Consider the following 12,805-nt stretch of genomic DNA (forward strand, 5'->3'; position numbering starts at 1 on the left):
GTCCCGGTCGCGAAATGCAGGGAGGGCGGCATGGCCGATACCGAGGCACAAGATCAGATCGAGCAGGTGGGCGCGGACTTCTTCGACGATCCGCAGGTGTACTACCGGCGGTGGCGCGAGCGCGGCCCGGTGCTGCGGGTTCAGTTCGCGCGTGGCATCCCGCAATGGGTGGTCATCGGTTACCCGGAGGCGCGGGCGGTGCTCGCCGACCCGCGCATGCACAAGAGCCTGGCGGGCATCGTCGAGCTGTTCCGCAAGAAAATGCCGGCGGCAGACCAGGATGGGCTGGCCATCAGCGCGGTGAGCGGTCACATGCTCAACACCGATCCGCCCGACCACACGCGACTACGCAAGATGATCAACAAGGCCTTCACCACCCGCCGGGTGGCGGCCCTGCGGTCGCGCCTGGAGGAAATCACCGCGGGATTGCTCGATGCGATGGCCGGGCACGACGAGGTCGACCTGCTGGAGGCCTTCGCGGTGCCCCTGCCGGTCACCGTGATCTGCGAGCTGCTCGGCGTGCCGTTCAGCGATCGCGAGGATTTCCAGCGGTGGACGAAGGTGATGGTCGGCGTGGGTGGCGACCCTGCCGACCGCCAGCTCTGCGCGGACGAGATGGCGCAGTACCTGGCCGCGCTGGTGCGGACGAAGCGAACCGACCCCGGCGAGGATCTGCTCTCCGGTCTGGCGCAGACGCGCGAGGACGGTGACGAGCTCACCGAGGACGAACTAATCGCCATGGCGTTCCTGCTGCTGATCGCGGGGCACGAGACCACGGTGAACCTCATCGCCAACGGCACATATGCGTTGCTGCACAACGAATCCCAGTTCGAGGAGCTGCGTGCGGATCCGGCCGGGATCCCCGCCGCGGTGGAGGAGTTCCTCCGCTACGGCAGCCCGGTCGACTGGGCCACCGTGCGCTACACCTCGGCGCCCGTGCAGGTCGGCGACGTCGAAATTCCGGAGGGCGAGTTCGTCTACGTCTCGCTGGCCGCCGCGAACCGCGACCCCGCCCGCTTCCACGACCCCGACCAGCTCGATTTGACCGGTGACCCCGCCGGACACCTCGCCTTCGGGCACGGCATCCACTTCTGCGTCGGCGCTCCACTGGCGCGACTGGAGGCGGAGATCGCGTTTTCCGCGCTGCTGCAACGCTTCCCGAAGCTCACCCTGGCAGCGCAGACCGACCCGTTGCCCTGGCAGCCCAGCCTGCTGATCCGCGGCCTGGTCACGCTGCCGGTGCGGTTGCACGGGGAGGCGCCGGTCAGCGCGGGGGCGTGATTGCCAGGTACACGCTGCTCCACAGTTGCGCCGCATTGGATTCGGTCACGTCCCCTTCGCTGGCGCCGAAGGGCACGATCCGATAGTCGCCGTCCTCGAACCGCCAGCTCCACAGCTCGGAGTTCGCCACGGGCGCAGCGGCGTCGATCGCCTGCCAGAGGGTGCGCTGCGCGGTCAGCAGGTGATCGCGCACCGGCCGGGGTAGATCGGTGCGCCCGAGTTGGCGTTCGAGACCGCTGGCCAGCGCGGCCTGTACCCAGGACCAGACGACGGTGCCGTGATAGTCGCGAGTGGTGAACCGGTCCTGCATGCCGGGCTCGGCGAAGACCGGATTCGCGACGACCAGTCCGGCACCGGTCAGCAGACCGAGCGGGAACGGGCGGAACAGTGTGCCGACCCGCTGGTCCAGGATTTCCGGTGGGGGAGAACCGAACAGCAGGTCGAACGCGTCGTCGGAGTGCACGATCGGTATCGGTATTCCGTCGGCGTCCAGCGCCACCGCCGAGAAAACGACGGGATCCCGGCCGAGTGCCGCCAGCGCCGCCTGCGCCGGCACGCCGATCTTCGCAGCGTAGGAATCGATTGCGGCCCTGGCCTGTTCGACATCGCGGGTCACCGCGAACAATGGGCCGGCTTCGGCCCGCCAGGTCTTCGCCGCCGCGGCCGCCTCGGACAGCGCCGTCCGGTCCGCGGATTCGAGGAACGGATCGAGGACCCCGTGATCGAGCAGCCGGGCCGTCGCCTCCAGTGCGGACGGCGCCAGAATGGCGTTGACGTCATACGGATAACGTCCGCCGCCCAGTCCTATGCCGCTGTCGCGCCATTGCCCTGCGTCATGCCCCGGCTGCAAGGCGATCAGGTTCGGATAGCGCGGGTCGTGCGCGAAAGCCGTTGTCGTCGAGACGACCAGCCTCAGGTTGCGGACCAGCGCTTGACCCACGGTTGCGGAATTGGCCAGCGGCTCATGCAGATACGCGGCAGCCCGTTCGGTCCCGGCCGGATCGTCGAGCAGGTGGGCGGCGACAACCGGTGCCAGCACATAGTTTTCGTCGACCATGCTGTAGTCGTAGATCGGCGCGTCGCTCACCGTGCCGTTCGCGCGCCGGTGGGTGAGGATCGCGTACTCCGACAGGGTCTCCTCGTGGGCGACCTGCCCCTGGGGCCCGAGGCGGGTCAGCACGGAACGGATGCCCGCCTTGATCGCCGCGGGGGCGAGCACCGGCTTCAGCAGCATCATCGAAATCAGGGTGTCCCGGCCGAAATAGGTGTCGAACCGCCAGGAGCCGGCGAGGAACTTCTCCCGGTAGCTGAGGAAGGTGAGGGTGTTCTTCGCGCTGACCAGGTTTCGCTCGCGGCCGTTGAACAGGGCGGCGCCGGACAACGGTGTCAGCGCGGTGTCGCCGGTCGCGGCGGTGACCCGGAGTTTGATCCGGCCGGTGGGACCCGCGGTGATCGCGCCCGCCGAGGTCACCGCACCGTCGAGGACGTCCAGGCGCAGCTGGTACCCGGGCGCCCCGTCCAGACGGTCCCTGGCCCACGTCACCGCGCCTCCGGTGGCGGCCGGGCCGGCGACGAGCTCCGCGGGCACGATGCCGTACTGGTCGTAGTCGCGCAGGACGCGGACGTTGGACAGCACGGCTTGCTTCGGCGTAAGGCCGGGTGCGGCGATCGACGCCTCGAACTCGATCCCGGCCAGTGCCCGTCCACGAGAATCCTTGATGCCCTTAGCCTTCGGTGCCGACTCCAGCCACCATTCCGCAGGTTCCGGGAGTCGCCCGAACCACACCCCGGTGCCGCTGTTGCCGGCCGGGAACGCCACCAGGAGGCGTGGATCGCGCCCGGAGCGCAGCAGCAGGTGCGCGGCGGTCCGGTCGGCCCGGATGAGGTGGTTCTGATTCAAGCCTTCGGTCACGTCGAAGCGAAAGGTCGTATCGCCCGGATGGTCCGCGCAACCGGTGGCAAGGGCCAGCGTCAGCACGACGCACAGGACGAGACGTTTGCGGACCGACATCGGCAAGCCCTTCCGACCGCACGGCACTCAGCAGGGACCACCTCGAATTATCGCTGATCGACCCGGCACGTGATGGAGTGTCCGGTATGACGGAGGAGAAACGAGCGGTGGGCGCGCTGGCCGGGATCGTGGTCGCGGACTTCGGGCGGATTCTGGCCGCGCCCTACCTGACGATGATGCTGGCGGATCTGGGTGCCGAGGTCATCAAGGTGGAGCGGCCGGGAGCGGGGGACGACACGCGAGGGTGGGGGCCGCCGTTCGCGGGCGGGCAGGCGACCTATTTTCAGTCGGTGAATCGGAACAAGACGTCGGTTTCTCTCGATCTGCGGAGCGCGGAAGGGCAGCGGTACGCGCGGGAGTTGGTGCGGCGGGCCGACATTGTGGTGGAGAACTTTCGTCCGGGAACGATGGCGAAGTTCGGGTTGTCGTATGCCGAAGCGCACGAGCTGAATCCGCGCGTCGTCTATTGCTCGTTGTCGGCGTTCGGTGCGGGGAAGGGCGCCGAATTGCCCGGCTACGATCTGCTCATTCAGGCGGCGGGCGGGTTGATGAGCATCACGGGGGAGGACCAGCCGATGAAGACCGGGGTCGCGGTGGTCGACGTGCTCGCCGGTCTGCACGCGACGGTGGGAGTGCTTGCGGCGCTTCGGCATCGGGACGCGACCGGGGAAGGGCAGTTGGTCGAGGTGAACCTGCTGTCGAGCCTGCTGGCCGGAATGGTGAACCAGAGCGCGGCGTACGCGCTGGCCGGCGTGGTGCCGGCGAGGCTCGCCAACCGGCATCCGTCCATCGCCCCGTACGAGGTGTTCCCGGCCGCGGATCGGCCGTTGGCGCTGGCGGTCGGCAGCGACGGTCAGTTCGGGACGCTGTGCCGGGCGATCGGGGCCGAGCGGCTGGTCGGCGATCCGCGGTTCGCCGACAACACCACGCGGGTCGCGCACGCCGAGGTGCTGGCGGCCGAGCTCGGCGACATCCTGGTCACCAGGTCCGCCGCGGAGTGGGAAGCGCTGCTCACCCCGCTGGGCGTGCCCTGCGGGCCGGTGAACGACATGGCGGGTGCGTTCGCGCTGGCCGACCGGCTCGGACTGCAACCGCGGATCCCGGCGGACACCGGGTTGCCGCCGCTGGTCGCCAACCCGATCACGTTGTCCCGCAACCCGGTTCGTTACACCGAAGCGCCACCCGAGCTGGGCTCGGGAACCGATCGCATCCGCGCCTGGCTGGACACCGATCCCGGCGGAGTCAGCTCGCTTTGAGCGCGACCGGCAGCCGCGCCGCCATGCGCCGGGCCAGCAGGATCACCACGTGCGCGCGCAGCATCCCGAGCGTGGCCGCGCAGGCGTCCGCCCGCGCCATGGCGGCGTAGTCGTTCACGTTCTCCGGATCGCTCAGCAGCTCGTCGAGTTCCATTCCGGCCCTGGCCTGTTCGAGGGTCAGGGCCCGGTCCGGCAGCCAGCTCAACCGCCACGCCGGCCGCCCTCGATGACTCATGCGCGACGCGCATTCCGGACTGGCATCACTGGTGATCGACCATTCGGTGACAAAGAGCGCCATGCGAATTCCTCCGGGCAGCATCGTCTAATTCGACAGAAGGGAAAATCCGAGGCGGATAGACCTCCGGTGATCCCACGTCCAACATAGAACTCATGGTGACATTCCACGAGCCACAGGGCGAATTCCAAAATCGAGTTCAGATGGCGTTAACTGGCATATCACGGTCGATCACGACCTGATCACGTGCGAATCATGGTGACACATGTCAGGTGCCTGCGGAGCACCGGGCCGCCTGAACCTTGTGGCCATCGTGGCCGCTCACCCACGAGCCGGCCCGTCGCCGCGACCCACGCCGGCCCGGTGCGATCAGCCGGGCAACCGCCCGCCGCAGGATCGGCCCAGACACCGGCGCCCCGTAGCAAGTTACCGTCAACTCCAAATGCCATGGCCGAAGAGGCATCCGGCAAAACTATCCTGGCTCGATCCCTCGATATTCCGGGCGTGATCACCCCGCAACAGCGACGCGGGCACGACCTGGTTCGTCGACCGGAGAGCCGAACTGACGGCGCGATTCTCGTACCGCTAGCGCAGATCGGCGACCAAGCGGAAGCGTTGGAGCACAACGACGGTCGTGTCATCCACGGTGAAGGTGTCGTCGTCCATCGCTTGCCGCATTTCGGGGCTGTGCCAGTACTTCTCGTGGGCCGATCGCCACTCGGCGAGGGTGGTGAACCCCTCTCCCTCGTCCATGGCGTGGGCGAGGTCGACTTCCGCGAGCCGAGCGAGGCGCACGTCGGTCACCTCGATCACCGCGACTCGGTGTTCGTCCGAATCGACCACTGCCGCAAATGAACCGGCCTCCGGTAGGTCGTCGCCGCAGTGCTCGTAGTCGGCCAGCACACCAGTCGTGGCGGTCTTCGAACCGTCGAGGATGGCGGCGACGAGCTGATCCCGCAGCGCGCCGGGGAACGCGAACTCCGCTTTCGGCAGTGCGTCGGGGTCGATGGACGCGGCGGGGTCTGTTGTCACGCGGCAACTTTACGGCCGGGCGCGTGTGTTACTGCGACGAGGAGGCGTTTACGGTGCTGCTGATGTTGCCGCGGAGGGGGAGGAAGGTTCCGTTGCGGAGGGATTGTTCGATGTCTTCGAGGGAGTGGCCTTTTGTTTCGGGGACGAAGAAGTAGACGAAGATCAGGGAGAGGAGGTTGAAGAGGGCGTAGAGGAGGAAGGCGAAGCCCAGGCCGAGGGCGTCGATGGTGCTGAGGGCGGTGAGGGTGAGGACGAGGTTGGAGCCCCAGAGGGCGACGGCGTGCAGGCTGGTGGCGCGGTCGCGGATGCTGAGCGGGTAGAGCTCGGAGCCGAGCAGCCAGCCGACGGCTTGCAGGCCGGCGGCGTTGCAGGCCATGTAGGCGAGCATGAGGGCGAGGGTGAGGTAGCGGTTGGGGTGTTCGGTGAGGACGAATAGCAGGCCGAAGCCGAACAGGAAGGTGGTGGCGCCGGGGATCAGCAGCAGCATCAGGCGCCGGCGGCCGACCTTGTCGACGAGGCGCTCGCCGACCGCGGTGAAGACGAGGTAGACAGCGGCGATGCCGAGCCCGGACCAGACGACCAGTCCGGTACTGAAACCGGCTGCGCTGCCGAGGATCGTGTGTGAGTAGTAGATCATCATCTCCAGCCCGGAGAGCTGGGTGAAGGCGGCGATGCCGAGGCCGGCGACCAGCGCGGGCCGAGCCCAGCGCTGGGTCAGGTTGGCCCAGCCGCCGCGGGAATCCTTGTGCTCCTGCTGCGAGATCGCCCAGATCTTCAGGGTTTCGTCGACGGCGGCGGAACGGTTGGGGCGCATCCAGCGCAGCACCACCCTGGCCTTGCCGATCGTGCCGTTGTCGATGAGCCAGCGCGGCGTCTCCGGCAGTTGCAGCATGGCGGCGGCGAGCACGAGCGCGGGGAGGACGGCGATGCCGATCATCCAGCGCCAGTCGTTGCTCGGCTCGAAGGTGCCGTCGCCGGCCGCGACGACGCTGACCAGGTTGGCCAGGAAGATGCCGAGGCCGATGGCGATGTTGAAGAAGGTGACCATCGCGCCGCGGCGGTGCGGTGGCGCGAGTTCGGCGATATAGGTCGGCACGATCTGCGAGCAGGCACCGACGGCGAGGCCGAGGAAGAAGCGGCAGCCGGTCATCATCCAGGCGTCGACGGCGAGCGCGCAGGCCAGCACGCCCACGGCGAAGACGCAGGCGATGATGAAGATGGTCTTGCGGCGGCCAAGCGCCTTCGACAGCGAACCGCCGACCAGCGCGCCGATCACCGCGCCGGCCAGGATCGCGGCGGTGAGGATCTCCTGGCGGGTGTGGTCGATGCCCCACTGCGCGGACATCTTGGGCAGTGCGCCGGAGATGATGCCGGTGTCGTAGCCGTAGAGCATGCCGCCGAGCGCCGCGAACAGCGCCACGATGACGACATTGCGGTCGGCGCTCTGGTTTTCGTCGGCCGTCGGTTTTTCCGGGGCCGAGACGACCAGCTCGTACCCATCGAGGTTGCGACGGCGCAGCCGCGGAATGAAACTCCGGCGCCTGGTGATCGTCGTATTCTCGGTGGGCATGCGCTCCAGTGGATAGTGCCGGAACGCGCTGCGCAAACTTAACGGTCTCGTTTGTGAACAGAATTACTTTCACGTTTGACCGGATGCGTAATTTATCGGATTTATGAGCTTTATCTGATGTGGTGGGGAAGCCATTGCGGTGCGGCGGTTCTCGCGGCAAACGAGAACCGCCGCACTCCGGTGAGCTACGTTGTCCCCGCCTCGACGGGGACCGGCGGATCGGCCACTGACCGGCCGCCGGACGCTTTTTCGCCGCGTCCGCCGGTCAAAACGACCACGACGATCGCGGCCACCAGACTGGTGATCGCGATGATCGAGGCCACCCGGCCGGTCGCGTCGCCGACGTCCTGCGCGCGCTCGAGGTCGATATGCCCGAATACGACGGTCGCCACGGCCGCCCCGATCGCGCCGCCCAGATTGTGGAACGTCCACGAGGCGCCGACCGCGAAGCCGGACCGCGACGGCGACACGGTCGAGATCGCCAGCACGGTCGCGGGACCGAGTACCAGGGCCCAGCCGCCACCGAACAGGACCAGCGCGACGAAGAGCACCGCCGGCAGGTCACCGAACGTCGACCAGGCCAGGCCGGCGCCCGCCAAGGCCAGTAACCCGAATCCCCACGGCAGCAACGACTGTGCGCCGAGCCGATCCACGAACCGGCCCGCGACCGGCGACGAGAGCGCGAGCGTCCCGCTGACGAGCAGCAGCACGAATCCGGCCTGCCGCACGTCGAAGGCCCGGCCCTGCGTCAGATACGTCGGAATCGCCAGCAGCGCAGCGGCATAGAACAAACCGAGCGAGAAATCCGACACGATCGCCGCGACGAACCGGCGATTGCCGAACAGCGCGGGGTCGATCAACGGATTCGCCGCCCGCCGCTCGGCGGCAATTCCGGCCGCCACGGCCGTGACCAGCACGATCGCGGCGATCAGCACCCACGGCGACAACCAGCCACGCAGGTCGCCCAGCACGAAGATGCCGACCGCCGATACCACGGCGAACGCGACCACGACCTGCCCGGCCCAATCGGTCCCGCCGCCGGGGTCAGGCGCCACCCGCGGGACCGCGACCGCGATCGCGATCAAGGCGGCGACACCGAGTGGAATATTGATCCAGAAGATCGACTGCCAGCCGAGGCTCGGCACCAGCAGGCCGCCGAGCACCGGACCGATGGCCAGCCCGAGCCCGTTCACCGAATACAACCAGCCGATCGCCTTCCCTCGATCACCCGGTGGGAAAAGCGATTCCACCAAGGTCGAGGTGCTCGTGTACAGCACGGCACAGGCCGCGCCCTGGACGAACCGCGCGACGAGCAGCACCCCGATCGACCACGACACCGCCGCACCCGCGGACGCGACCACGAACAGCCCGAGCCCGAACAGCAACACCTTTCGCCGGCCGAGCCGATCGGCCACCCGGCCGGCCGTCACCATGAACATCGACAACGCCATCAGGAAGACGCCGAGCGTCAGCTCCGTATTCGACGCTCCCGCACGCAGATCCGCGCCGATGGCGGGCAACGCGGTGGTGACGATGGTCAGGTCGACGCACCCGAGAAACGACGCCACCGCCAGTCCGGTGAACCCGATGGCCCGCCGCCGCGCGGGCAGCTCGGCGGTCACTGGCCGCCCTCCGCGGCAGTCAGCGCCGACTTGCGCTTCTTGAACCGCAGCGGCAGCCAGGCGACCCGGTCCGGATGCTCCGGCTCGACGAACAGCTCCCGCGTGCGTCCCATCGCGGCGGAGATCTTCTGCGGGTAGATCACATAGTCGAAACCCTCGTGCGCCCACAGCGGTATGATGATCGGGCATTCCTCCAAAAGATATGCGCGGCAAGACTTCCTGACCTGATCCTGATTGACTTCCGGTTCGCGCGAGAGCCGCCGCTCGATGAACCGGTCGATGGTGCTGTCGATGGCGTGCCGATACGGTTCGTCGGTCTCGTAGGCCTGCTCGATCGCGTCGTACAGATCGCCGTAGCGCGGATGGGAAAGTGCGAAGTCCCAGCGCAATATGTTTGTCGGGCAATTGATCTGGTCAATGTAACCGATATTGCGGGCGATCCACTGGTCGCCGGCGATGCGCGCCCGCGCATGCCGATCGATATCGGTTCCGCCGCTGAGGTTGTGGCGTTGCAGGGTGTCCGCGACCGCGATGGCGCAGCGGCCGAAGTTCGACCGGTTGATCAGATCACCCCCGTCTCTCGAGCGGGCTCCAGGTGTCGGTGGAGCCCGCGCTTGCCCGGGCCGCATCACGCGGCTCGGCCTGGTCTTGACCCGGGGCACCCCGCCGCGGTTGGAGGGTTGCCGGCCAGCTAGCCGGGGACTTGACGCTGGCACTCTTGACCTGACTCGAGCGTGCCGCACGCCAGAAGCGTTGTCACGCTTTTGAATCGTGCTGAGTTATGTACCCGGTCCGTCCGCGTGGCGGGTGAATTCAGCTGCCACGCAAGCCCAGTCCGCGCAGTTCCAGCGCCGCCAGTGCACGGACCGTGTCGTCGTCGCCGCGCCGCCACGCGGCCACCACATCCGTGTCGATCCGATTGAGTGTGCGCAGTGGTTGATTGGTGAGCGCGCGCAAGGCGAGCAGGTCTTGTCCGCCCCGCACGGTGCGCAGCGATACCGCCGCGGCGGCTCTTCGGATCCAGCGCAGCCGCAGGGGTAGCCAGACGAACAGGACGAGCCCGAGTGGGACGATCAGCAGGCCGATCGCGAGGGCCATGGCCAGATCGTTGGTGAGCGCCTGCTGATCGTGTCCGGCCTCGGCCATCGAGCGGGCGGCGCCCGCGGCCCGCTCGAACGGTGAGGTCAGGTCGTCGCCGACCACCGGAACCCGGCCCACCTTGCGGCCGACGTCACCGAGGCTGTCGGCGAGGCCGCCACCCGCGCCCTCCAGCTTCTGCCCGGGAACCGCGAGCTTCCGCACCAGGTCGTGCAGCCAGAGCGCGGCCCTGATCGAGCCGTACACCCACGCCGTCACCAGGAGGTCCGTCACCATTTGCCGGGCGGCGACGGGAGCCCGATCGGCGTAAATCTTCACGGATCCAGAATCCTCGGTCCGCTCAGTGAAAACAGGGCTTTCGCGTTCGATCGAGCGGGGGCGAAGCTGGACCAGCATCTGCCCGGCGCGGCCCGCGCCCGACGACGAAGGAGCTCGCCGATGGCCATCCGTTCGCTGGACGACGCGCTCGGTGCGGTGACCGAACTCGCGCCCATCGCGCGGCAGTACAGCCAGAAGGCCGAGGACGACCGTGATCTTCCGGCCGACGTGGTCGATGCCATCGCGGCCACGGGTCTGTGGGGCGTGTTCGCCCCGACCGGCGTCGGTGGCAGCGGTCTGATCGGGCTCGACGAGGCCTTCGAGATCGTGCGGGCGATCGCCTACGCGGACACGAGCACGGCATGGAGTCTGTTCATCTGTGCGACGGCGCCGGCCATCGTGGCGTCGAAACTGCCTGCCGCCGGTGTCGAAGCGGTCTTGGCCGAGGGGGTCGGGCCGATGTCGCTCGTCTTCGGCCCGAATGGCCGGAGCACGCCCACCGATGGCGGGTTCCGGGTCACCGGGCGGTGGCCGTTCGCCAGCGGAATCGGTTATGCCGGTTGGGTTATGGCGAACACCGTCGTGCTCGACGCGGACGGCGCGCCGAAGGCGGGCGCCGATGGGTCACCCGAACTCGTCTCGGTCGTCGTGCCCACCGAGGAGGTGAGCATCATCGACGACTGGCACGTGGCCGGCTTACGCGGCACGGGCTCGATGAGTTTCGCGCTCGACGACGTGTATGTGCCTGCGCGCCGGACCTTTCCGTTCTACGCGCCCGGCTCGCTCGCGGACGCGAAGTATCGGCTCCCGTTGTTCAGTCTGCTCGCGCCCGGGTTCGCCGGGGTCGCGATCGGCACCGCCGAACACGCGCTCGACGAGGTGCTCGCCGTGCTGCCGACGCGGGTCGGGCCGCCGAAATTCCAGCCCGCGTCCGAGGATCCGGTGATCCAGCGGACGGTCGGCCGGGCACAGGCCGCTATCCGGGCCGCGCGCGAGTCGACGCGAGCGGTGTTCGATACCTATGTCGACCGGCGGCTGCGCGGCGAGGACCTGAGCCGGCTCGCGGTGGCCGACCGTTGCGAGCTGCACCAGCAAGCGGTATGGGCCGCCGATACCTGCCGCGCCGCCGTCGACGACCTGTTCCGCATCGCCGGTGCGAGCTCGATCTACGAATCGAGCCCGATCCAGCGGCTCTGGCGCGATCTCACCGTGCTCACCCAGCATCTGTATCTGCGCGACACCCAACACGAGCACGCGGGCAGGCTCGCGCTCGGCCTGGACGTGGTGAACCCGACGATCTGAGCCGGGGCAGCACCTTTCAGAGCGTGCCCTGCCGCGCCGCCCGCCACAGATCGACCTCGCCGTCGTCGTCGAGCAGCGCGTCGATCTCGGCCAGCTCATCGGCGCTGAAGTCGCGGGTTTCCAGCGCCGCGACGTTCTGCTCGAGCTGGTCGGTGGTGGACGCGCCGATGACCAGCGAGGTCACCCGGTCGTCGCGCAGCGCCCAGGCCAGGGCCAGTTGCGCCAGTGTCTGTCCGCGCTTGTCCGCCAGTGCGTTCAGCTTGCGCAGGCGATCGATCATCTCGGGGGTGAGCAGCTCGTTCTGGAACGATTTGTCTTGGGCGGCACGCGATTCCGGCGGAATGCCGTCGAGGTACTTGGCTGTGAGCAGGCCCTGCGCGAGCGCGGTGAACCCGATGACACCGAAGCCTTCCTCGGCGGCGGCGTCGAGCAGGCCCTCGGTCTCGATCCAGCGGTTGAGCATCGAATAGGACGGCTGGTGGATGAGCAGCGGCGTACCGAGTTCGCGCAGCAGCTTCGCCATCGTGAGCGAATCCTGCGCGGTGTAGGACGAAATACCGACGTATAGCGCTTTCCCTTGGCGGACAGCGGTATTCAACGCGACGGCGGTTTCCTCCAGCGGAGTCGTCGGATCGAACCGGTGCGAGTAGAAGATGTCGACGTGGTCGAGTCCGAGCCGGCCGAGGGACTGATCGAGGGAGGCGAGCACATACTTGCGGGACCCGCCGCCCTGTCCATACGGACCGGGCCACATGTCCCATCCGGCCTTGGTGGAGATGACGAGTTCGTCGCGATACGCGGCGAGATCCTCGCGCAGGATGCGCCCGGCGTTGATCTCCGCCGAACCGTAGGGCGGGCCGTAGTTGTTCGCCAGGTCGAAGTGCGTGATGCCGAGATCGAAAGCGCGCAAAGCGATATCGCGCTGCACGAGGTAGGGGCGATCGTCGCCGAAGTTGTGCCAGAAGCCGAGCGAGAGCAGCGGCAGGTCGAGACCGGATCGGCCCGATCGGCGGTAACTCATGGCGCCGTCATACCTGGTCGGTTCCGGAACGTATGTCATGCGGACCTCCTCGTCCTCGC

11 protein-coding genes and 1 riboswitch are annotated in these 12,805 nt (G+C 68.0%); of the genes, 3 read left to right on the forward strand and 8 right to left on the reverse strand.

The genetic code is table 11. From position 1 onward, the window contains the following. Window positions 1–30 precede the first annotated feature (30 nt). Window positions 31–1,281: a cytochrome P450 gene (locus ACFYO1_RS14670; RefSeq protein WP_387230704.1), complete on the forward strand. Its 1,251-nt coding sequence runs from the start codon at window positions 31–33 to the stop codon at window positions 1,279–1,281. Here ACFYO1_RS14670 and ACFYO1_RS14675 read toward each other — a convergent pair. Continuing rightward, window positions 1,265–3,292, reverse strand: a complete 2,028-nt coding sequence (locus ACFYO1_RS14675) for a hypothetical protein (RefSeq protein WP_387230706.1) — start codon at window positions 3,290–3,292, stop codon at window positions 1,265–1,267. The genes ACFYO1_RS14670 and ACFYO1_RS14675 overlap by 17 nt on opposite strands. A gap of 86 nt (window positions 3,293–3,378) precedes the next feature. Between ACFYO1_RS14675 and ACFYO1_RS14680 the strand changes: the two genes are divergently transcribed. Beyond that, window positions 3,379–4,548: a CaiB/BaiF CoA transferase family protein gene (locus ACFYO1_RS14680; protein ID WP_387230708.1), complete on the forward strand. Its 1,170-nt coding sequence runs from the start codon at window positions 3,379–3,381 to the stop codon at window positions 4,546–4,548. Here the strand turns inward: ACFYO1_RS14680 and ACFYO1_RS14685 are convergent. From ACFYO1_RS14685 to ACFYO1_RS14710, 6 genes are all read right to left on the reverse strand, one after another. Further along, window positions 4,535–4,846 (reverse strand): hypothetical protein, encoded by a 312-nt coding sequence (locus ACFYO1_RS14685; protein WP_387230710.1) that lies wholly within the window; start codon window positions 4,844–4,846, stop codon window positions 4,535–4,537. The two genes, ACFYO1_RS14680 and ACFYO1_RS14685, sit on opposite strands and share 14 nt — an antisense overlap. Window positions 4,847–5,368: 522 nt before the next feature. After that, window positions 5,369–5,815, reverse strand: a complete 447-nt coding sequence (locus ACFYO1_RS14690; RefSeq protein WP_387230712.1) for an ASCH domain-containing protein — start codon at window positions 5,813–5,815, stop codon at window positions 5,369–5,371. A 28-nt stretch (window positions 5,816–5,843) separates the two neighbouring features. Beyond that, entirely contained in the window at window positions 5,844–7,385 is a 1,542-nt protein-coding gene (locus ACFYO1_RS14695; protein WP_387230714.1) for a sugar porter family MFS transporter, read from the reverse strand. A 185-nt stretch (window positions 7,386–7,570) separates the two neighbouring features. After that, entirely contained in the window at window positions 7,571–9,007 is a 1,437-nt protein-coding gene (locus tag ACFYO1_RS14700; RefSeq protein WP_387230716.1) for an MFS transporter, read from the reverse strand. Then, the gene (locus ACFYO1_RS14705) at window positions 9,004–9,636 is read right to left on the reverse strand and encodes a tRNA-dependent cyclodipeptide synthase (protein WP_387230718.1); all 633 of its coding nucleotides are present in this window, start codon (window positions 9,634–9,636) and stop codon (window positions 9,004–9,006) included. The genes ACFYO1_RS14700 and ACFYO1_RS14705 overlap by 4 nt, the downstream gene beginning before the upstream one ends. Next, window positions 9,613–9,731: riboswitch (SAM riboswitch) on the reverse strand. (Overlaps the previous gene by 24 nt.) A gap of 89 nt (window positions 9,732–9,820) precedes the next feature. Continuing rightward, complete coding sequence (locus ACFYO1_RS14710) at window positions 9,821–10,423, reverse strand: hypothetical protein (protein ID WP_387230720.1); 603 nt, start codon at window positions 10,421–10,423, stop codon at window positions 9,821–9,823. Window positions 10,424–10,543: 120 nt separating this feature from the next. Here ACFYO1_RS14710 and ACFYO1_RS14715 point away from each other — a divergent pair, with 120 nt between their 5' ends. Further along, a complete protein-coding gene (locus tag ACFYO1_RS14715; RefSeq protein ID WP_387230722.1) occupies window positions 10,544–11,725 on the forward strand; it encodes an acyl-CoA dehydrogenase family protein in 1,182 nt (393 codons plus the stop codon). A gap of 16 nt (window positions 11,726–11,741) precedes the next feature. Here the strand turns inward: ACFYO1_RS14715 and mgrA are convergent, their stop codons facing one another. Further along, window positions 11,742–12,785 (reverse strand): L-glyceraldehyde 3-phosphate reductase, encoded by a 1,044-nt coding sequence (gene mgrA, locus ACFYO1_RS14720; RefSeq protein ID WP_387230724.1) that lies wholly within the window; start codon window positions 12,783–12,785, stop codon window positions 11,742–11,744. Window positions 12,786–12,805: the final 20 nt, after the last annotated feature.

This window comes from Nocardia sp. NPDC006044, from assembly GCF_042871115.1.
GTDB lineage: Bacteria > Actinomycetota > Actinomycetes > Mycobacteriales > Mycobacteriaceae > Nocardia.